15 protein-coding genes are annotated in these 21,374 nt (G+C 74.2%); 7 read left to right on the plus strand and 8 right to left on the minus strand.

Features of this window, described 5'->3' with window-relative positions; genetic code table 11:
• Positions 1-64 precede the first annotated feature (64 nt).
• A complete protein-coding gene (locus ACWDYF_RS28155; protein ID WP_389469284.1) occupies positions 65-1,609 on the plus strand; it encodes an NAD(P)-binding domain-containing protein in 1,545 nt (514 codons plus the stop codon).
• The gene (locus tag ACWDYF_RS28160) at positions 1,602-3,050 is read left to right on the plus strand and encodes a class I adenylate-forming enzyme family protein (RefSeq protein WP_389469287.1); all 1,449 of its coding nucleotides are present in this window, start codon (positions 1,602-1,604) and stop codon (positions 3,048-3,050) included. The genes ACWDYF_RS28155 and ACWDYF_RS28160 overlap by 8 nt, the downstream gene beginning before the upstream one ends.
• Before the next feature lie 94 nt (positions 3,051-3,144).
• Here ACWDYF_RS28160 and ACWDYF_RS28165 read toward each other — a convergent pair whose 3' ends face one another.
• Genes ACWDYF_RS28165 through ACWDYF_RS28180 form a run of 4 tightly spaced genes read right to left on the minus strand, consistent with a single transcriptional unit; the run spans position 3,145 to position 8,418 of the window.
• Positions 3,145-4,419 carry a cation:proton antiporter gene (locus tag ACWDYF_RS28165; RefSeq protein ID WP_389469290.1) on the minus strand — a complete coding sequence of 425 codons (1,275 nt, stop codon included), beginning with the start codon at positions 4,417-4,419 and terminating at the stop codon, positions 3,145-3,147.
• Positions 4,416-5,780, minus strand: coding sequence for a cytochrome P450 (locus ACWDYF_RS28170; RefSeq protein ID WP_389469292.1), 1,365 nt, complete (start codon positions 5,778-5,780; stop codon positions 4,416-4,418). Before ACWDYF_RS28170 ends, ACWDYF_RS28165 begins: the two co-directional genes overlap by 4 nt.
• Positions 5,777-6,847 (minus strand): alpha-hydroxy acid oxidase, encoded by a 1,071-nt coding sequence (locus ACWDYF_RS28175; RefSeq protein WP_389469295.1) that lies wholly within the window; start codon positions 6,845-6,847, stop codon positions 5,777-5,779. Before ACWDYF_RS28175 ends, ACWDYF_RS28170 begins: the two co-directional genes overlap by 4 nt.
• Positions 6,844-8,418 carry an NAD(P)-binding domain-containing protein gene (locus ACWDYF_RS28180; protein WP_389469297.1) on the minus strand — a complete coding sequence of 525 codons (1,575 nt, stop codon included), beginning with the start codon at positions 8,416-8,418 and terminating at the stop codon, positions 6,844-6,846. Before ACWDYF_RS28180 ends, ACWDYF_RS28175 begins: the two co-directional genes overlap by 4 nt.
• 62 nt (positions 8,419-8,480) lie before the next feature.
• On the opposite strand from ACWDYF_RS28180, the gene ACWDYF_RS28185 reads away from it, so the two are divergent.
• The gene (locus tag ACWDYF_RS28185) at positions 8,481-10,016 is read left to right on the plus strand and encodes an aromatic amino acid ammonia-lyase (protein ID WP_389469299.1); all 1,536 of its coding nucleotides are present in this window, start codon (positions 8,481-8,483) and stop codon (positions 10,014-10,016) included.
• Here the strand turns inward: ACWDYF_RS28185 and ACWDYF_RS28190 are convergent.
• The 4 genes from ACWDYF_RS28190 to ACWDYF_RS28205 all read right to left on the minus strand — a co-directional run bounded on the left by ACWDYF_RS28190 (position 9,922) and on the right by ACWDYF_RS28205 (position 15,737).
• Positions 9,922-11,250: a sensor histidine kinase gene (locus ACWDYF_RS28190; protein ID WP_389469301.1), complete on the minus strand. Its 1,329-nt coding sequence runs from the start codon at positions 11,248-11,250 to the stop codon at positions 9,922-9,924. The two genes, ACWDYF_RS28185 and ACWDYF_RS28190, sit on opposite strands and share 95 nt — an antisense overlap.
• Complete coding sequence (locus tag ACWDYF_RS28195; RefSeq protein ID WP_389469528.1) at positions 11,247-11,912, minus strand: response regulator transcription factor; 666 nt, start codon at positions 11,910-11,912, stop codon at positions 11,247-11,249. Before ACWDYF_RS28195 ends, ACWDYF_RS28190 begins: the two co-directional genes overlap by 4 nt.
• A 314-nt stretch (positions 11,913-12,226) precedes the next feature.
• The gene (locus tag ACWDYF_RS28200) at positions 12,227-13,456 is read right to left on the minus strand and encodes a GNAT family N-acetyltransferase (RefSeq protein WP_389469304.1); all 1,230 of its coding nucleotides are present in this window, start codon (positions 13,454-13,456) and stop codon (positions 12,227-12,229) included.
• A gap of 418 nt (positions 13,457-13,874) precedes the next feature.
• Positions 13,875-15,737, minus strand: a complete 1,863-nt coding sequence (locus ACWDYF_RS28205; RefSeq protein ID WP_389469307.1) for a M1 family aminopeptidase — start codon at positions 15,735-15,737, stop codon at positions 13,875-13,877.
• A gap of 330 nt (positions 15,738-16,067) precedes the next feature.
• Between ACWDYF_RS28205 and ACWDYF_RS28210 the strand changes: the two genes are divergently transcribed.
• The 4 genes from ACWDYF_RS28210 (at position 16,068) to ACWDYF_RS28225 (ending at position 21,365) form a co-directional block, all read left to right on the plus strand.
• Positions 16,068-16,985 carry a helix-turn-helix domain-containing protein gene (locus ACWDYF_RS28210; protein ID WP_389469310.1) on the plus strand — a complete coding sequence of 306 codons (918 nt, stop codon included), beginning with the start codon at positions 16,068-16,070 and terminating at the stop codon, positions 16,983-16,985.
• 217 nt (positions 16,986-17,202) lie between these two features.
• Complete coding sequence (locus tag ACWDYF_RS28215) at positions 17,203-18,069, plus strand: ABC transporter ATP-binding protein (RefSeq protein WP_389469313.1); 867 nt, start codon at positions 17,203-17,205, stop codon at positions 18,067-18,069.
• A gap of 129 nt (positions 18,070-18,198) precedes the next feature.
• Positions 18,199-19,269, plus strand: coding sequence for an iron-siderophore ABC transporter substrate-binding protein (locus ACWDYF_RS28220; protein ID WP_018567787.1), 1,071 nt, complete (start codon positions 18,199-18,201; stop codon positions 19,267-19,269).
• Positions 19,270-19,286: 17 nt separating this feature from the next.
• Positions 19,287-21,365, plus strand: a complete 2,079-nt coding sequence (locus tag ACWDYF_RS28225) for an iron ABC transporter permease (RefSeq protein ID WP_389469315.1) — start codon at positions 19,287-19,289, stop codon at positions 21,363-21,365.
• Positions 21,366-21,374 lie beyond the last annotated feature (9 nt).

Here is a 21,374-nt window from a genome sequence, read left to right on the forward strand (position 1 = left end):
GGCGGACGGGCGGCGGGGCCGCAATCTCAGAGTCCTCTGATCCGTGCCCGCTAGCGTCCGCCCCATGGTGCGCGACTACCTCATCATCGGGGCCGGACCGGCCGGACTCCAGCTCGCCGCTCTGCTGGAACGCGAGGGACGCGACTACGCCGTCCTGGAGCGGGGGAGCGGGCCAGGGACGTTCTTCACCCGCTTCCCCCGGCATCGGCAGCTCATATCGATCAACAAGGTCAACACCGGTTACACCGACCCGGAACGCGACCTGCGCATGGACTGGAACTCGCTGCTCACCGACGATCCTGCACTGCGGTTCACCCGGTACAGCGAGCGCTACTTCCCGGCCGCCGACGACATGGTGCGCTATCTCGACGACTTCGCCCGGCACACCGGCGCCCGCGTCGAGTACGGCGTCCGGGCCGCCTCCGTCTCCCGCGACGACGAGGGCTTCACCGTACGCGACGACACCGGCCGGACCTGGCGGGCCCGGCGCCTCGTCGTCGCCACCGGCCTGTCCCTGCCCCACATCCCGGACATCCCCGGCATCGAGGAAGCCGAACGCTACACCGACTTCGACACCGACCCGGCCTCCTTCACCGGCCGGCGGGTGCTCGTCCTCGGCAAGGGCAACTCCGCGTTCGAGACCGCCGACTCCCTCATGGAGAAGGCCGCCGTCATCCACGTCGCCGGACCGCACTCGCTGAAACTGGCCTGGCAGACCCACTTCGTGGGCCATCTGCGCGCGGTGAACAACAACTTCCTCGACAGCTACCAGCTCAAGTCGCAGAACGCCGTCCTGGACGGCACCGTCGAGCGGATCGAACGGCGGCCGGACGGCGGCTACCGGGTGGAGTTCCGCTACGCCCGGACCACCGAACGGCTCCGCGAACTCCACTACGACCGCATCGTGGTCTGCACCGGATTCCGCTTCGACGCCTCGCTGTTCGAGGCCGGCTGCCGCCCGGCCCTCGCCGTCGACGGCCGCTTCCCCGCCCAGACCTCGGCCTACGAGTCGGTCGACGTACCCGGCCTGTACTTCGCCGGTACGCTCACGCAGCAGCGCGACTTCAAACGCTCCACGAACGGCTTCATCCACGGCTTCCGCTACGGTGTGCGCGCCCTGCACCGCATCCTCGGCGCCCGCCACCACGCGACGCCCTGGCCGGCCCGCACCCTGCCCGCCGCGCCGGAGGCCGTCGCCGACGCCCTCGTGGAGCGCGTCAACCGCTCCTCCGGCCTGTGGCAGCAGTTCGGCTTCCTAGGCGATGTGGTCACCGTCCACGACGACCACGCCCTCCACCAGGAGGAGGTCCCCCTCGACTACGTCACCGACGGCCAACTCGGCCCCGCTCGGCACCGGTTCGTCGTCGACCTGGAGTACGGGCCCGACCACGACCACGTCGACCCGTTCGACGTCACCGTGCCCCGCGTCAGCGAGAACGACCCCGAACACGCCATGGACGCCACCTATCTCCACCCCGTGGTGCGCCACTACCGCGACGGCGAACTCGCCGGGACCCACCACCTGGCGGAGAACCTGGAGAACGACTGGGACATCCCGGCCGTCCATCGGCAGCCGCTCGCCGCGTTCGTGAAGTCCTGCCTTGGCTGAGCAGTTCCCCGGCGCCGTCCTCGACCTCCTCGAAGCGGCGAGCGACCGCCCCGTCTTCGAGCACGGCGACCGGATCGTCACCGGACACCGGCTCCTCGCCCTGGTACGGCGGGTGACGAAGGGCCTGCGCGCCCGGGGCGTCCGCCCCGGCGACGGCGTCGCCCTGCTGCTCGGCGTCGGCCCCGAGGCGTTCGCCGCCGTCCTCGCCGCCCACACCGTGGGCGCCCGCGTCGTGGGCGTACGACCGGGCCTCACACCACGCCAGCGCCAGCACGTGCTCACCGGCACCGCCTTCCGCGTCACCGACGCCCCGGACGGCGCGGCCGGTGCGCGGCCCGGCACCGTCCTCGCCCTGGACGACCTGCTCGCCACCGAGGACGACGGACGGCGCCCGCCGGTCTCGGCCCGGCCGCGGGACATCGCCCGGCTGCTGCACACCAGCGGCAGCACCGGCGTCCCCAAGGCGTGCGCCCAGACCTACGCCGCGATGACCGCGGCCTGGGCGGCGCACCCCGACCGCTGGCCCCCCGCCGTCCGCGAACTCGCCCCGCGGTTGGAGCGGTTCCTCGTCTTCGGCACCCTGGCCAGCCAGGTCATGATGGAGTACGGGCTGCTCGCCCTCGCCGCGGGCGGCACCCTCGTCACCGCCGACGCCCCGGCCTTCCCCGACAGCCTGGTGCGCCACCGGGCCACCGGAAGCGTCATCACCGTGGCCCGCCTCACGAAGCTCGTCGCGAGCGTCCGGGCCCGGCCCGTGGACCTCGGCGCACTGCGCGCCCTGATGGTCTCCGGCTCCCCGGTCGACGCCGCCCGGCTGCGCGAGGCGGCCGACGTGCTCGGCCCGGTGGTCTTCCACGGCTACGGCCAGACGGAGACCGGCATGATCTCCATGGCCACCCCGGACGACGAACCCGGCTCGCTGGGCGTCCCCCCGGTCGAGCTGGAGGTCAGGGACGACGAGGGGCGGTGCCTGCCGCCCGGAACGGACGGCGAACTCTTCGTGCGCACCCCCTCCCAGGGCTGCGGCTACCTGGGCGAACCCGCCCTGAGCGCCGAGGTGTTCACCGGCGGCTGGGTCCGCACCCGCGACCGCGGCCACCTCGACGGCGAGGGCCGCCTCTGGCTCACCGGGCGCGTCCGCGACGTGATCATCGTGAACGCCGACGTGTACTACGCCGGTCCCGTCGAGCGGGTGCTCGCCACGCACCCGGCGGTGGGGGAGGCGTACGTCGTCGCCGTCCCCGACGACGACACCGGCGAGGCCGTCCACGCCTTCGTGGTGCCCGCACCGGGACGCCTCCCCCGACTCGGCGAACTGCGCGCCCTGGTCAGCGCCGAGCTGGGCGAGGCCACCGCCCCGACCCGCCTCACCCTCCTCGACGAGGTACCGCTCACCCCCGCCGGGAAACCCGACAAGAGGCGCCTGGCGGCGGAGGGCTGACGTCCACCGGACCGTCCCCCGGACCCCTCACCGCACCGCACACCGGGCTCCGCCGACACGTGCCGCGCACGCGTCGGCGGAGCCCGGCCCCGTGTCAGCGCCCCTCCGGCACCCCCGGCGCGAGGGCCCCGGCGCGGGACGGGCCGAGGCGTGCCCGCTCCCGCCGGTCGATCCAGTGCAGCAGCGGGGTCGCCATCACGGTGGTGACGACGGCGACCACCACCAGCGCGCTGAACAGCGCCTGGGTCACGATGCCCGCCGCGAGGCCCAGATTGAGCGCGATGAGCTGCATCAGCCCCCGCGCGTTCATCAGCGCCCCCACCCGCAGCGCCACCGGCCCCGGCTCCCCGGCCAGCCGCGCGGCGAGCCAGCACGCGCCGAACTTCCCCGCCACCGCCACCAGCACGCACGCCAGGGTCAGCAGCAGCACCGGCCCCGAGCCCAGCAGGGCGAAGTCCGTGTTCAGCCCCGAGTAGGTGAAGAACAGCGGCAGGAACACCGTGCCCACCGGCTTCAGCGTCCCCACCGTGTGGTCCAGCCGCTCCGAGCGCGGGAAGACCAGCCCGAGGCAGAACGCCCCGAACACCGCGTACAGCCCGATCTCGTCGGTGTACCAGGCCACCAGGAACAGCGCGCCGACCAGCACCGGCAGCAGGCTCTCGGGCGCCGCCCGCTCCGCGAGGCGCACGGTGCGGCCGCGCAGCCGCGTCACCACCCCCAGCACCACGACGAGCCCCAGAGCACCGGCCACGGCCAGCGACACCAGCCCCGCGCTGCCCCCGGAGACACTGAAGACACCCGCGAGCAGCACCCACGCCACCGCGTCGTCCACGGCGCCCGCGCCGAGCGCCAGCGACCCGAACCGGGTTCCGGCCAGGCCCTGTTCGGCGATGATCCGGGCCAGCATCGGGAACGCCGTCACCGCCAGCGCCACCCCCACGAACAGCGCCGACACCACCAGCGGCACCCCCGGCGCGAGTGTGCCGGTCCGCTCGCCGACGGCGGCGACCAGCACCGCCCCGAGCACCACCGGCACCAGCACCCCGGCCGCGGACACCAGCGCGGCCGGGCGGGCGACACCGCGCAGCCGGTCCACCCGGAAGTCCCAGCCGACGTGGAACATGAACGCGACGAGGCCGATCTGCCCCACCACGTACAGGACCGGCCGCGACTCCGCGGGGAACAGCCGCGCCTCGACGCCCGGCAGGAGGGCGCCGAGCACCGAGGGGCCCAGCACCACGCCCGCGAGCATCTCCCCGACCACGGGCGGCTGCCCCACCCGCCGCAGCAGCCCCGAGACGAGCCGGCAGACGGCCAGGATCACCACGACGGCGAGGAAGAACACGGGGGCGATCTCCGTCGGCTTCATCCGCCGTCACCTCCTGAGCGCGCGACCGGGCACCGGCCGGGCGGGAACCGTTCGAAGTAGCGTGCGGCGGGCCGCTGATGGCGGGCGTGCAGCACCATCACCGTGCCGAGCACGAGCTGCCGCACCCCCCGGGTGACGTCCTCCACGCCGTCGCGCACCCGCAGAAAGCCCCGCAGCGGCGCCAGCCGCCTGCCGGGCTCCAGGCCGCGCGGGACCATGAGGCAGGGCGCGCGGTGCGGGATGGACCGGGTGTGCGAGACCGCCGACTCCAGCCGGAAGCGGCCCAGTACCTCGCGCACGGCGGCCCGCAGCACCAGCGGCGACAGCCGCCACGCCGGACACGGCCGGTTGGCCGCCACCCCGAACGGAATGTGGTGGGCGTCCCTGGCGGACAGCGACGCCCAGCGGTCCGGGTCGAAGACGTCCGGCCGCTCGTAGCCCGTGGCGTGGTAGTCCGGGTAGCTGAAGCACACCACCGAACCGCGCGGCAGCGTGGTGCGGGCGTCGAGCGGGATGTCGTCGGTGGTGACGCGGTGCGCGATGCCGAACAGCGGATACAGCCGCATCGTCTCGTCGAGCACCTGTGTCAGATACCGGTCGTCGCCCGGGTCGTCCGCGAGCCGCCGCTGCACCCGGGGATGCCGGGCCAGCGCCAGCAGCAGATGCGCGGTCGCCTCCGAGAGCTGCACGACGGCCGTGTTGAAGAACGTGCCCTGGAGGTAGAAGACCTGCTCCTCGGGCGACAGCGAGCCGGGCAGCCGGTGCGGCACGTCACCGGCCGCCAGCCGCTCGCGCAGATACGCCGTCAGCCGCGCCCGGCGCCGCGGATGGCGCAGCCCCGTGCACTTCAGGGCGCTGATCACATCGTCGGCGTGCGCGGTGATCAGCTTCCGGGCGTGCGGCGGGCACGGCTCGCGGAACACCAGCCCGTAGCAGAACTCCGCCCAGGCGGGCATCACCAGGTCACGCAGCCGCACCAGGCTGATCCGGTCCGCGGGCAGCGCGTCCAGGGCGACGGCGACCGCGCGGGCGGCGGCCGCCGCCAGGTCGGCCGAGCCGCCGGCCAGGATCCGCCGGGTCGTCTCGGCCACGTCCTCGTAGCGCGCGCCCGGCTCCAGATGCTCCTGGTGCACCTCGGACCCCGGCGACAGCCAGTACCAGAACAGATCGGACAGACCCGCCCCGGCACTGCGGCCGTTCGCGGCCGGATGGGCGTACACCCGCTCGAACACCTCCGGCCCGTGGGCCGCGCTGGGCAGCGTCACCACCCGGTCGTCGTTCACCTTCTCGAAGATGCGCACCCGCAGCGCCACCACGGCGCGCGGCAGCCACCACGTGTCCGCCGTCCGGCCGCCGCTCACCGCGTCCCGCCTCTCGGGACGACCATGTCCCGCGTCAGATCGGCGTTGCGGGCGCCCCCGCACAGCGCCAGCGTGTGGTCGTAGTCGTCGCGCAGTTCCGCGAGGACCCGCCGCACGCCCGCCTCGCCCTCGGCGGCCAGGGCCCACAGCACCGGGCGGCCCACCCCGGCCGCCGCCGCGCCGAGCGCGAGCGCGACGGCCACGTCGCCGCCCCGGCGCACCCCGCCGTCCAGCAGCACCGGCACCCGGCCCGCGACCGCCTCGGCGACCGACGGCAGGCAGTCCAGCGCGGCCGGTACGGTGTCGCACTGGCGGCCGCCGTGGTTGGAGACGACGATCCCGGCCGCGCCGTGCTCCACCGCCAGCAGCGCGTCCGCCGGGTGCAGGACGCCCTTCACCAGCACGGGCAGCGAGGTCGTGCCCAGCAGCGCGTCGAAGTCCCGCCAGCTCAGCGCCGGGGACATGGGGATGTCGGTGAGCGCGCCCGGCGGGGCGCCGGGCAGGTCCCGCATGTTCTCGGCGGCACAGCCGGGCGGCAGGTCCGTGAACCCGTTGCGCAGGTCCCGGGTGTGCCGCCCGAACACCGGCGAGTCGACGGTGACCACCAGGGCCGTGCAGCCCGCCTCCTCCGCCCGCCGCACCAGCGCCTCGGTGACCTCGTGGCGCGGATGCGGATAGAGCTGGAACCACACGGCCGCGCCGGGCGCCGCCTCCCGGGCCGCCGCGGCCACCTCGCCCACCGCGACGGTCGCGGCCGCGCCCGTCACCAGGACGGCGCCCTCGGCCGCCGCGGCCCGAGCCGTGGCCCGCTCGCCGTCCGGATGCATCAGCCGGTGGAACGCGGTCGGCGCGACCACCACCGGGCCCGCCCCGCGGGCGCCCGGCAGATCGACGGAGGTGTCCCGCCGCGCGCTGCCGCGCAGCACCCTGGGCAGCAGCGCGTACCGGTCGAACGCCCGCTCGTTGTCCGCGAGGACGCGTTCCTCGCCCGCGCCGCCCGCCACATAGTCGTAGTGCACCGGGTCCAGGGCCCGGCGTGCCGTCTCGTGCAGCGCGCGCAGTGTCACGGCGCCACCGGGGCGGCCGGGCCGCGCCGGGCGGCGAGGAACGCGCGCAGCGGGCCCCGGTGCACGTCCTCGCTGTCCCACTCGTTCTCCAGGTTCTCCGCCAGATGATGCTCGGCGACGTCCTCCCCGGCGCGGTACCAGCGCACCACCGGATGCAGATAGCGGCCGTCCAGGCCCGGCGCGTCCCGCCGCGCGGAGCGGCCCGCCGACACATCGAACGGGTCCACCCGGTCGTGGTCGGCCCCGTACTCCAGGGTGACGACCGCGTACGCGGCCACCTCCCCGAAGTCCCCGGCGCGCACGGCCCGCGCCACGTGCCCGACCGGGACCTCCTCGGCGTGGCGCATCGTGCCGTCCGGGGCGAGCAGCAGCAGGTCGCCGAGGACGCCGAACTGCTGCCACAGCGCGGAGGACCGGTTGACCCGCTCGATGATCCGGTCGACGGCCGCCCCGGTCTCCCGGCCCAGCTCCGCCACCGGCCAGGGCTCGCCGTGGTGGCGTCGGCGCAGCTCCCGGTACAGGGCGCGCACCGCGTAGCGGAAGCCGTGCACGAAACCGGTGGTGGACCTCTTGAAGTCGCGGCCCTGCGTGAGGGTCCCGGCGAAGTACAGCTCCGGCACGTTCACCGACTCACCGACGGCGGTCAGGGCCGGGAACCGGCCGCCGATCACGGTCTCGGGCGCGCAGGTGCCGTCGAAGACCGACGCGTCGAACCGGAACCCGGTCGCGACGATCACCCGGTCGTAGCGCAGGTCCTTCACCACCTCGTCGGCCCGCTCGAACGCCACCGGCACGCGGAAGCCGTCCCCGTCCCGCCAGATCTCCAGGACCCGCCCGTCCAGCAGCGCGTTCTGCGACTTGAGCTGGTAGCTGTCCAGGAAGTTGTTGTTCACCGCCCGCAGATGGCCCACGTAGTGCGACTGCCAGGCCAGGCGCAGCGAACCGGAGCCGACCAGGTGGATGACCGCCGCGGTCTCCATCAGGCTGTCGGCCGTCTCGAAGGCCGAGTTGCCCCGGCCGATCACCAGCACCCGCTGGTCCGTGAAGGACTCCGGGTCGGTGTCGAACGTGTCGTAGCGTTCGGCCAGTTCGATGCCGGGGACCGACGGCACGTTCGCCAGCGGCACCCCGGTGGCCACCACCACCCGCCGCGCCCGCCAGGTCTCCCCGGCGGCACCGGTCACGGTGAACCCGTCGGCGTCGCGCGAGACGCGCTGCACCGTGGTGCCGTACCGCACGCGGACGCCGGTGCGCTCCGCGAAGTCCGCCAGATAGCGGACCATGTCGTCGGCCGCCGGGAAATAGCGGCGGCTGTACCGGGTGAACAGCAGGTCGGGATCGTCGCTCAGCAGGGAGTTCCAGTCCATCCGCAGCCGCAGCTCCGGATCCTCGTAACCGGTGTGCACCTTGTTGGTCGAGATGAGGGTGCGGTGCCGGGGGAAACGGGTGAAGAACGCGCCCGGGACGCTGCCGCGCTCCAGGACCACGTAGTCCGCACCGGCACGCTCCAGGGAGGCGGCGAGCTGAAGTCCCGCGGGCCCCGCTCCGATGATCACGTAGTCATGCGCCATGGCCCGGAAGCTATCCAGCGGATTTCAGAGCGCTCTGAGATTCCCCGCCTACCGTTCCGGACGTGCTGACCACCACGGACACCGTCACCCTCACCGGCCCCCTCGCACCCGCCGTCCTGCGCCGCGCGGCCGAGCCCCTGACCGTCACCGTGGACGAAGCGGCCCGTGCCCGGCTGGACCGCGGGCGCCGCCTCTTCCGCGCCCTGCGCGACGGCGCCGACGGCACCGGGGAGCGGCCGATCTACGGCGCCACCACCGGCTTCGGCGCCCTCGTCGGCTACCCGGGCCGGGCCGACGAGGCCGACCAGTGCGACAACACCCTCGCCCACCTCGGCGCCGGCCAGGGCCCCGACCTGCCGCACGGCATCGTGCGCGCCGCCCTGCTGGTGCGCACCCGCTCCCTCGCCCAGGGCCTGTCCGGGGTCTCCGCCGAGGTCGTCGAACGGCTCGCGGCGATGTTCGCCACCACCTTCTCGCCCGCCGTGCCGCGCTACGGCTCCGTCGGCGCCAGCGGCGACCTCGTCCCGCTCGCCTACGCCGCCCAGGCGCTGCGCGGCCGGGGCCACGCCTACGCGGACGGCCGCCGCATGCCCGCCGCCGAGGCGCTCGACGCCACCGGACTGCGCCCCCTCGCCCTGGACGGCCGCGACGCCCTCGCCCTCGTCAACGGCACCTCCGTCACCACCGCCGCCCTGGCCCTGGCCCACGACACCGTCCGCACGGCCCACCGCGCGCTCACCGCACTGACCTGCCTGCTGGCCGACCTGCTCGGCTGCGACCCCGGCTTCCTGGACGCCGACCTGCTGCGCGCCTACGGCCATCCCGGCGCCGTCGACACCGGCACCCGCATGCGGCACCGGCTGGCCGGGACCACACCGTCCGGCACCCGCCCGCTCCAGGAGCCGTACAGCATCCGCTGCTCCCCGCAACTGCTCGGCGCCGCCGAGGACGCGCTGCGCCACATCGACGCGGTGATCGCCGCCGACCTGGCCGGGGTCAGCGACAACCCGCTGTTCTTCCCCGGCGTGGGGGACCCCGTCCACCCCGACCCGGCGGAGGGCAGAGCCGTGCACGGCGGGAACTTCTTCGGGCAGCCCGCCGCGTTCGCCGCCGACCTGCTCGCCTCCGTCACCGCGCAGCTCGGCAACCTCGCCGAACGCCAGCTCGACCTGCTGGTGGACCCGGCCCGCAACGGCGGCCTCCCGCCCATGCTCGCCACCGAACCCGGCGCCCAGCACGGCCTCCAGGGCGTACAACTGGCGACCACCGCCTTCGTCGCGGAGATCCGCCGCTGCGCGACCCCCGCCGCCATGCAGAGCCTGCCCACGAACCTCCACAACCAGGACATCGTCCCGTTCGGCACCCAAGGCGCCCTGCGCGCCCACGACCTGGCCGAACTGCTCGGCCTGCTGTGCGGCTCCCTCGCCCTCGGCCTGCGCCAGGCCGTCCACGTCGGCGCCAGACGGCCCACCGCGCCCCGGTGCGCCGCCCTCCTCGACGCCCTCAGCGCCGCGATCGACCCGGTCGACCCGGACCGGCCACTGGACGAGGACGTACGGACAGCGGCACGGCTGCTCGCCACCCACGCCATGCCCTGACCCCGCGGTCCGCGGCCACCGGCGGCGACGGCGCGCTCTGCGGCAGCCGCAGCGTGAACCGCGCGCCGTGCCCCGGACGGCCCGCCGCCACGACCGTGCCGCCGTGACTCGTGACCACCTCCCGCAGCAGGGCGAGCCCCAGCCCGTACCGGCCCCCGCCGCCCCGGTGGAAGCGCCGGAACAGCCCCTCGGCCTCACCGGCGTCGAAACCGGCGCCGGTGTCCGAGACCGCCAGCACCACCGTCGAGCCCGAACGGGACAGCGCCAGCTCGATCCGGCCGCCCGGCGGGGTGTGGGCGATGGCGTTGGCCAGCAGCTCCCCGACCGCCCGGCGCAGCGCGGACGCCACCCCGTCGACCCACAGCGGATACGGCGGCCCGTCCACCCGGACGGTCAGCCCGCGCTCCCGTACGCGCTCCGCCTCCTCGGCGGCCGCCGAGCGGACCAGGGCCGTCAGCTCCACCCGCCGCCGCGTCGCCCGCCACGCCGGTCCGGCCGCGAGCGTCGCCGACGACAGCAGATCGTCCAGCACCTCGCCGAGCCGTCCGACGGAGGCGACCAGCCGGACCAGACCCTCCCGGTGCGCGGGCGGCAGCCCCTCGGCCGCCGCCCGCCGCGCCAGCACCTGCGCCCGCGTGTGCACCCGGGTGATCGGCGTACGCAGCTCATGACTGGCGTCCGCCACGAACCGCCGCTGCCGGGACAGCGCCTCCGCCAGCGGCGCCACCGCCCGGCGCCCGAGGACCGCGCCGGTGACGCCCGCCGCGGCGAGACCCACCGCCTCGGCCACCCCCAGCGCGAACCACAGATGGCTGCGGTCGGCGAGCTGGAACCGCAGGTCGAACACGGCCTGCACCACGGCGCCGTCGTCCCGGACCTGCGTGCGCACCAGATACACGGCGTCCCCGCTGCGCACCGTGCGCTCCACCGGCGCGCGGCCCCGCCGCACCCGGTCCAGATCGGTGCGCAGAGGGAATCCGGCCGGAGCGTTCGGCAGGACCGTCGCACCCGGACCGTACAGCCACATGCACCCGGGCGGCCGCGACAGGTCGCCGTGCGCCGCGCCGAAGCGCACCTCGCGGCGCACCTGGTCGTCCTGCGCGTGTGTCATCACGGCGTACGCGACCCCGCCCACGACGGTGACCAGCAGGGTGATGATGGCCCCGGTGGTCCAGGCGATCCGCCGCCGCGCCCGGCGCACCGCCCCGTCGCCGCCGTGCTCCGGCTCCCTCACAACGCCCCCAGCCGGTAGCCGAGTCCGCGGACCGTGCGCACCGCCCTGCGGCCCAGCTTGCGGCGCAGGTAGTACACATATGTGTCGACGATGGACGGCGCGTGCGCCTCCTCGAAGACGATCCGGCGCAGCTCCGCCCGCGAGTACACGGTGTCCGGGCGGCGGGCCAGCGCCCACATCAGCGTGAACTCCCGCGCGGCCAGGGCGATCCGCTCCCCGTCCGCCAGGACCACCTCGCGGCGCCCGACGTGCAGGCGGCCGGACCCGATCCGCAGCACATCGGTCGCCTCCAGCGATCTTCTGCACAACGCCCGTAATCTGGCGGTGAGTTCATCCAGATCGAAGGGCTTGACCAGATAGTCGTCGGCGCCCGCGTCCAGACCGTCCACCCGGTCGTGGACGCTGCCCATCCCGGTCAGCAGCAGCACCGGCGAACGCACCGGACGCGACCGCAGCCGCCGCAGCAGATCGAGGCCGTCCACCACCGGCAGCCGCCGGTCGATGACGAGCACGTCGTACGTGCGGGTGAGACCGAGGTGCAGGCCCCGCTGCCCGTCGGCCGCGACGTCCACCGCGTATCCCTCGTCCCCCAGCACCTCGTTGAGCAGCCCGGCCAGCTCCCGGTCGTCCTCGACCAGCAGCAGCCGCCAGGGATCCCGCATGTGCTCCTGAGTCACTGTGCCCTCCCTCGCCCCGAGTCTCACCTGTCAACGCCCTTGTGACACATGTGGGTTCCGGGCAGGCGCCCAGGAGACAGGGTGCCGCCGCACCGGCCCGCGAGGGGCGGGTTCACGCCACCGCACACCTGTCGGCAAACCCCCGCAAGGCGAACTCACACGGGGGCGGCCGGGATCCCCTGGACGCACACCTGAGGCCCGCCCCGGATCGTGCCGAAGCGGGCCTCGTCGGTGTCAGGCCGGTGAGCCGAGCGGACGGGCGGCCGATGCGCGGACGTGTGCGGGGTCCGCGGGGGCGGTCAGAACCAGTGCAGGCAGTGCGGGGCGCGCTCGGCACGGAAGAGCGCGTCGGCGAGGGCGGCCGCGCCCGGACGGTGGGCCCGGATGTGTCCGGCGCGCACGAGCGTGCTCGGGGCGGTGCCGCCGAGGTAGACGGAGCCCAGGTCGCTGATGTCCAGGGACAGGTCGGGATCCCGGTCCGTCGGGACGCAGTCGGCCTTGCCGTCCCGGACGGTCAGCAGGTGGCGGTCGTGCTCGCCGAGGAACGGGTCCTGGACGTCCAGGACGAGCTCGCCGTCCAGGGACCAGCCGCGTGCGGTCAGCGCGCGGGGGACGTCCAGCAGACGGACCCACAGCCAGTCGGTGTCGCCGCTCACCTCACCGGCGCGCAGGTCCGCGAGCTGCCAGCGCAACGGGTGACCGGGCGGGACGTGTTTGAACACGACCTGGGAGACCAGGTCGTGGCCGAGCACGAACCGTGCCAGGGCCGTGAAGACGGCGTCGTCGGTGGCGATGGTCTCGTCGACCGTCAGGGTGCCGGACTCGATCGAGTAGCTGGCGTACCCGTCCGGGACGCCGTCGGTGTCCCGGTGGACGGCGACGTAGCGCGGCGCCGGGGAGACGGGGGGCTGCCCCGCGCGCCGGGCCCACCAGCGGTGCGGCCGGGACAGCGCGCCGGGCTGGGTCCGGCGGTACCGGTCGTAGACCTCTTCCAGAAGCTTCCGGCACTCGGCACCGCGCAGGATCTCGACCGAGCCGCCGTCCGGTCCGGCCCCCGGGGCGCCGGTCACCGCGCCTCCCCGGGGAGCGGCGAGGGCGGCCCGGTGGCGCGGCACCGTCAGCCGCGACGTGTGGGTGGCCGGTCCGTAGCCGAACCTGCGGTAGATCAGGGCCTCGGAGGCCAGCAGCACGGAGAGGAACTCCCCACGCGCCCGCACCTCTTCGAGCTGATGACGCATCATCGAGCTGAGCACACCCTGGCGCCGGTGCGAGGGCAGGACGCCCACGGCGGTCACCCCGGAGACCGGGACGGGCCTCTCACCGGGCAGGGTCAGCTCGAAGGGGTACGTGGCGGCGGTGCCCACAGGCCGCCCGTCCGCCGTCCGGGCGAGCAGACAGCGCTCGGCCTCCAGCGCCGACCACCACAGCCCGCCGCCCTCGACCGGGGCCTCCGGGAAGTGCCCGAACGCCGCGTGGACGGTGCCGACGAAGGCGTCGAAGTCCTCGTCGGTCGTGGTACGGATATCCATTGCTGCCGCTGCCTCCTCGGGTTACCGACACCACGACTCGCGGTGTCTGCGCACAGTGCAGCCTCAGTCCGTGGCCGGAGCAAGCGCATTACGGCCGCCCCCGGATCGGCCGCCGCCGCGGCGAAGCCCACCGGCGACCGAGCCTAACCCGGGGCCGCACCCGGCCCCGCACGGCCCGACCGCACCCGCCGCTGGAGGCAGGGGACGGCCGCAGCCGCCCGTGGCCTCTCCGCGCGGAAGTCCGAGCCGGGTTCCGAGGCGCCCGCCCCCGCGGCGCACGACGGTGTCCGTGCTGTGGTGCTCGCCGGATGACCGGACCCCACGGTCCGCTCGGTCGCCGGGCGGCAGCACGCTGGGCCTGCCGCCCGACGACGCCGTCGCCGCCCGGGTCACGTCCGTCCGGCCGGTGTCGGCCCGGTCAGCCGTCGATGCGGTGCTGGCTCCAGAAGGAGGTGAGGTCCGTGCCGGTGGCGGCCTGGGCCGCCGCCTTGAACTCGGCCGTGGTCGACACGCCGTACCAGTGCGCGGTGGCGTAGTCCTTCAGCAGCTTCGTCATCGTGCTGTCGCCGATGAGCCGGCGCAGGTCGTGCAGAGCGCACTTGCCGTAGCCGTAGACGACGGTGGAGTAGCGCGAGGAGTGGGCGTCCCAGTAGGCCATCGAGTTGGTGATCTTCTCGGCGCCGGAGGCCCAGGAGACGCTGTTCCAGCAGTTGGTGCCGGTGATGCCCTGGGCCAGGTCGGTGGCGTAGTCGGTGAACGCCTCGTCCAGCCAGGGGCTGTTGTACTCGTCGTCGCCGACGATGCCGTACCACCACTGGTGGCCGATCTCGTGGGTGAGGGCGGTGGTGCTGACCAGGTCGAGGACGAAGCCGGGGTATTCCATGCCGCCGAACCAGTAGGTGTTGTCGATGACGGCGTCCAGCTCGCCGTAGGGGTAGGCGCCGAAGCGGGCCGCGTGGGCGTCGACGGCGCTCTTGGCGGTGCTCAGCATGGACTGGGCACTGGCGGAGCTGATGCCGGAGACGGAGTACACGTTGACCGCGACGCCGCCGGGCGAGGTGCCGGAGATCTTGCTGAAGGGCCCGGCAGCCCAGGCGAAGTCACGGACCTTGGCGGCGGTGGCCGTGGTGACCGTACGGCCGCTGGAGCCCGGGGTGTCGGCGGAGGTGCCGGTGGCCGGGACGAGCAGGCTGCTGGGGTGGTCGAGGGACACCTTGAAGTCGGCGGCCGGCGAGTAGAAGGACTCGCCGTTGTCGGTGTACGGGTCCAGGTGCCAGCCGGCGCTGTCGCGGACCGCGAGGACGGGCAGCGCGTTGCCGATGAAGTTGAACGCGCCGTCGTGGCCGAACCGGTCGGAGCCGCTGGGCACGGTGATGCCGAGGTCGAAGCCGACGGTGGCGCTCTGGCCCTGGGCGAGCGGGGCCGGCAGAGCGATCTTCAGGGCGGTGCAGGCCACGGAGAGGGCGCCTGCGGTGCCGCCGGTGACGTTGCCGACCTGGATCGGCATGGCGTCGCAGCTGCCGTGGTGGTTGTCCCACAGCCGCAGATAGACCTCGCTGAGCGCGGTGGCGGAGGCGTTGGTGAAGGAGACGCTCTCGTGGCCGTTCCAGACGGTGCCGGTGCTGTTGCTGCTCAGGCTGACGGTGTACGCGGGGGCCGCCGGTGTGCGGGTGGAGTCACCCGGCGGGACCGTGCCGCCGCCGGAGGTGTCCAGCGCGACGTCGTCGAGGACGAAGCTGGTCCGGAGGCCGGCGTCCTCGGTGCCGGTGAAGGACAGGCTGACGGTCTGCCCGGCGTACGAGGACACGTCGACGGTCTTCTGGACGTAGCCGGTGTTCTTGTCCAGGTTCGAGTAGGTGGCCAGTGTGCTGCCGCCCAGCTTCACGGTGAGTCTGTCGTACGCCGTGGAGGTGGTGGTCTCGGCGGTGTCGACGTGCAGCCAGTAGCTCAGGGAGGCGGTGGAGCAGCCGGAGGGGATCGTGACGCTCTGGCTGAGGGTGTCGGTGCGGGAGCCGCCGGTGCCGTCCAGCCACGCGTAGGAGCTGCCGCCGTGAGCGGTCTGCCCGGAGCGGCTGGTGATCACGCCGGACGTGGACGGGGTCCACGGTGAAGTGCCGCTCTCGAAACCGCCGTTGGCAACGGCCTGGACCGGTGTGCAGGCGGCGGGGGCCGCGGCAGTGCCCGGCCGGGCGGCGGCGGAGGTGCCGGGCAGTACGAGCGCGGCCACGGCGGCGACGGTGAGCACACCGATGCCGAGGGCCTTGTGGGGGGTCGGTCTCACACGCTTCTCCTTCTGCGGCGGCCGGGATCCCGGCCTGCTCGAATGCCGCCGGACCGGCTGGGGTGAGCCGGGGCGGCCGTGGGCATGGCTTGCGCGTTGCTGTGCTCAACAGCCCGTCGCGGCCCCTCTGGGGCCGGAGCCGCGACTGCCAAAGAGTGGCAGCTCTGACCGGTGCATGCCAAGCTCTCGCGGGCGGTCGGGCAGGTTGTTGCAGAAGGAGCCGGGAACCGGCTGTCGGCCGCCCCTGTGGGCACGGGGGAAGCAGGCCCGGCGCCGCCCGAGCGCCCCCGTCCGCCGGCCGCTCCGGAGCCCCCGGATAGACTCGTGCGCATGGTCCGCTCGTCCCGCAGTGCAGCGAACCCCGGGCTGTGGCGGCGCGAGAAGGGCACCGTGGTGCGCCGGGCCGCCGCGATGCCCGCTCGGGCGCAGGACGCCTTCGTCATCACGGCCGGGCTGCATGTACCCGCCGTCCCCACGGAGTGGGCGCCGCACTCGCACGTCCTGCACGAACTCGTCTGGGTGCGCGGGGGCACATTGACGTCCCGGGTGGCGGACCGCGTCTTCACCGTGTGCGAGGGGCACGGGCTGTGGCTGCCCGCCGGAGTGGTGCACGCGGGCCGGGCGACGGCCGGTGCCCGGTTCCACGACGCCTTCTTCGCGCCCGACCGCACACCGTTCGCGTCCGAGGAACCGCGGGCGATCGCGATGACGCCGCTGCTGGAGGCGCTGCTGACCCATCTGTCCCGCACGGATCTCGACACGGCGGCCAGGGCGCGGGCGGAATCGGTCGTCTTCGACGTGCTCCGGCCCTCGCAGCACCAGTTCGCGTTGCAGTTGCCCGGCGACCCGCGGATCGACACGATCGCCGAGTCCCTGCTGGACGACCCCGCCGACGGCCGGTCGCTGGAGGACTGGGCGGCCTGCCTGGGTCTGAGCGACCGCACCGTCACCCGGGCGTTCCGCCGGGCGACCGGACTGTCGTTCGCCCAGTGGCGGCAGGTGCTGCGCGTCCACCGGGCGCTGACGCTCCTGTCCGAGGGATTCGATGTGACGACCGTCTCCGAGACGCTCGGCTATGCGCAGCCCAGCACCTTCATCGCCGCTTTCCGGCGGGTGATGGGCACCACACCGGGGGCGTTCTTCGATTCGGCGGACCCGATGGACCCGAAGGACTCGACGGATCCCGCTGACCCGACCGGCCTGACCGGCGCGGGCGACTCGGCCGAGGGCCGTACCGACGCGGCCTGACGCGGCCCGCCGCGGTGTCCGAAATTCCGTATCGGGTGTCCAGATCTCCTGATTGTCGACATGGCGAGCGGAATATAACCTGCTCGGAGTTAGGTAACCCTTAGTTGTTGCTCGCCGCGCACGGCACCGCCGTGCGGGGAAGAGTCCGCTGCCCGGCCGGAGACGGCCGGACGGAGGGTGCCACAGCCCTTGTCCCTCCGACCGTCCGGACCCGCCGATGCTCACAAGCCCCTCCCGGCCCGCCGGCCCCGCGGCCGACACCGGCCCCGCCACGCCGGTGTCCGCCCTCACCGGGCACGACCTCGTGCTCCGCTACGGCGGCACCCCGGTCGTCCACGGCGTCTCCCTCGCCCTGGAACCCGGCCGTGCCACGGCGCTGGTGGGGCCGAACGGCAGCGGCAAGTCCACCCTGCTGCGCGCGCTGTGCCGACTGCACCGGCTGGACGGCGGCCGCGTGGCGCTCGGCGCCGCCCCCGGACGGCCCGAGCGCGACACGGCCCTGCTCAGCGCCCGTCAGTTCGCCCGCGAGGTCACGCTGTTCTCCCAGTCGCGTCCCGCGCCGCAAGGGCTGACGGTCGCGGAGGTCGTGGCGTTCGGCCGCCACCCGTACCGGCGCGGCTTCGCCGGACCGAGCGCCGAGGACCGGAGCGCCGTCGAGCACGCGATGGGCGTCACCGGCGTACGGGACATGGCCGGGCGGCCGGTCGGGGAGCTCTCCGGCGGTGAGATGCAGCGCGTCTGGCTCGCCGCCTGTCTGGCCCAGGACACCGGCGTCGTCCTGCTGGACGAACCGACCAACCACCTGGACCTGCGCTACCAGATCGAGACGCTCGACCTGGTGCGCGACCTCGTCGAGGACCACGGCATCGCGGTCGGGATCGTGCTGCACGACCTCGACCACGCGTCCCGCGTCGCCGACACGCTGGTCCTGATGCGCTCCGGCCGCGTGCACGCGGCGGGCGCCCCCGTCGACGTCCTGACCGCGGAGAACATCGGCGAGGTCTACGACATCCGCGTCGAGGTCGCCCTCGACCCGCGCACGGGCCGACTGCGCATCGACCCCCTCGGCCGCCACCCCGCCTGAAGCGGCGCGACCGCCCTCGTACCCGAAGCGGCGCGACCGCCCCCCCCGTACCAGAAGCGGCGCATCCACCGCCGTGACGCGCCCACGCGCCATCGCGACAACGCAAGAAAGCAAGAAAGAGGAATCTCCATGAACCGTGCCCACCGCCTGGCGGCGTCAGCCACCGCGGGGCTCTTCGCCCTCGCCGCAACGGCCTGCGGCACGACCGCCGTCGACAAGCCCGAGGCAGCCGGCAGCGCCACCGCGAGCGCGACGCCCGTCTCGAAGAGCTGTGCCCAGGACACCACGACCACCTCCACGAAGCCGGTCTCCTTCAAGGACGGCGTCGGCCGCACGGTGAAGCTCGACAAGCCCGCCCGGCGGATCGCGGTCCTGGAGTGGCAGCAGGTCGAGGACGCGCTGACCCTGTGCGTCACCCCCACCGCCGTCTCCGACGCGAAGGGGTACAGCACCTGGGTCAGCGCGGAGAAGCTCCCCGCCGGGGTCACCGACATCGGCACCCGCGAGGAACCCGACCTCGACACCCTCTACGCGGCGAAGCCCGACCTGATCGTCGTGGAGGCGTTCAAGCCCGACGACGAGATGATCAAGAAGCTGGAGAAGCGGGGCGTCCCCGTGATGGCCACCAAGGGCGCCGACCCCAAGGACCCGATCGGCAACATGCGGAACGTCTTCAGCATGATCGGGGAGGCGACGGGCCGCACCGAGCGGGCCGACCAGGTGCTCAAGGAGTTCGACGACCACCTCGCCAAGGCGAAGCAGCAGGTCACCGACGCGAATCTGCCGACGAAGGACTTCCTGTTCTTCGACGGCTGGCTCGAAGGCGGCAACCTCACCGTCCGTCCCTACGGCAAGGGCGCGCTGTTCACCGAGATCGGCGAGCAGCTCGGCATGAAGCCGGCCTGGACCGAGGCCGTCAACAAGGCACACGGGGACGGAGGCGTCGATCCCTCCTACGGCCTCGCGCAGACCGACGTCGAGGGACTCACCGCCGTGGGCGACGCCAACTTCTTCTACGCCAACGACGAAGGCGCCGGCGGCTACGTGGCGGCGTTGCAGAAGAACCCGATCTGGAAGACCATCCCCGCCGTCAAGGAAGGCCGCGCGCACGCCTTCCCCGCGCGGGTGTGGGGCGCCGGCGGCCCGCGCTCCTGCGAGCAGGCCATCGACGCGTACGTCGACGTCCTCGACAAGAAGTGAACGCCCTTCAGGAAACGGTGACCCGCACGGGCACGCCGCCGCGCGCCGAGCGCGGCGGCGGCCCCGCCGGGGCGGCCGTCCTCGCGGTGCTGCTGGCCGCCACCGTACTGGTGGGCCTGTGGCATCTGACCCAGGGCACATCCGGCGTCGGCGTCGGAGACCTGGTGCGCTACCTCGCCGGGGAACGCGACGGCGCCGGGGCGCCGGTCGCGGAGATCATCACCGGCTCGCGCCTGCCGCGGCTGTTCGCGGGCGTGGCGGTGGGCCTCGCCCTCGGCTGCGCGGGCGCGCTGCTCCAGTCCGTCACCCGCAACTCGCTCGCCTCCCCGGACACGCTCGCGGTCACGGCCGGGGCCTACTTCACGCTGTCGCTCGTCGCGGCCGCCGGTCTCACCGTCCCGCTGTGGGCGTCGGGCGCCGTGGCCTTCGCGGGCGGGCTGGCCGCGGCGGCGCTCGTCCTGCTCCTCGCGGGCCGGGCCGCAGGCACCACGGGCACCCGGCTGATCCTCGCCGGTTCGGCGACGGCGATGGCGCTGGACGCGGGGACGTCGATGCTGCTCATCCTGTTCAGCCAGAACACCACCGGCCTCTTCGCCTGGGGGAGCGGCTCGCTCGCGCAGCTGAACATCGACGCCTCGGTACGGGCCTTCCCCGTGGTGGCCGTGGTGCTGTGCGCCGCCCTCGCGCTGTCCAGGAGACTGGACGTGATGGGCCTCGGCGACGACGCCGCCTCCGCCCTGGGCGTGCCGATCCGGTCCACCCGTGTCGCCGCCGTGCTCTGCGCGGTGGTGCTGACCGCCACCGCGGTGACCCTCGCGGGTCCCATCGGCTTCGTCGGCCTCGGCGCGCCCGTGCTGGCCCGGCTGCTCGCCGGACGGATCCGGGCCCTGCGGCGGCACCTCTTCCTGGTGCCGGCGGCCGGGCTGCTCGGTGCGCTGCTCGTCCTGCTCGCGGACGCCTCGCTGCGCGCGGTGCAGGGCGCGGACGGCGCCGCCTCCATCCCCACCGGGGTGCCCACGGCACTGCTCGGCTCCGTGGTGATCGTGGCCCTCGCGCTCCGCCTGCGCGACACGGGCGGGCTGCGGCAGACCCCGCACACACGGGTCGCCGTACGGTCGCGCCGCGCCTTCGTCCTCGTCGTGTGCGGCGCCACGGCGCTGCTGATCGGCGCGGCCCTCGTCGCGGTCCTCGCGGGAAGCCTCTGGCTGCGGACCGGCGACCTCGCGCTCTGGGTGCGGGGCGCGGCCCCGGACCTGATCGGCCAGGCGCTGGACGACCGGGTCCCGCGGGTGACGGCCGCGGTCGTCGCCGGTGCGGCACTCGGACTGGCCGGCTGTGTCGTGCAGAGCGCGGTGCGCAACCCGCTGGCGGAGCCGGGCGTGCTCGGCATCACCTCGGGAGCCGGACTGGGCGCGGCGGCGGTCGTCACCTCCGGCCTGCCCGGCGGGCGGCCGCTGCTCATCGTGGCCGCCGTCGTGACCGGGCTGGCCACGTTCGCGCTGATCGCCCTGCTGTCCTGGCGCGGCGGCTTCCTGCCCGACCGGTTCGTGCTGATCGGCATCGGCTGCGGGTACGGCCTCAGCTCCGTCACCACGTTCCTCCTGCTGCGCGCCGATCCGTGGAACACGCCCCGGATCTTCACCTGGCTCTCCGGTACCACCTACGGCCGCACGCTGTCCGACGTCGTACCGGTCGCGGTGGCCCTGGCCCTCGCCCTCCCGGTGCTCCTCGCCCTGCGCGACCGGCTCGACCTGCTCGCCGTCGACGAGGACACCCCGCGGATCGTCGGCGTCCGCCCGGAACGCGCCCGCTTCACCGTCCTCGCGATCGCCGCGGTGCTCGCCGCGCTCAGCGTGGTCGCCGTCGGTGTGGTCGGATTCGTGGGGCTCGTCGCCCCGCACCTGGCCCGGTCGCTGGTGGGTGCCCGGCACGTCCGCGCGATCCCGGTCTCGATGCTGCTCGGCGCGCTGCTGGTCTGCGTGGCCGACGCCCTCGGCCGCACCCTCATCGCCCCGTCCCAGCTACCGGCCGGCCTCATGGTCGCCCTGGTCGGCGCGCCGTACTTCGTCTGGGTGCTCCGGCGGTCGCGCGCATGAGGCGGGACA

The sequence above is a fragment of the Streptomyces sp. NPDC003284 genome (assembly GCF_053589675.1).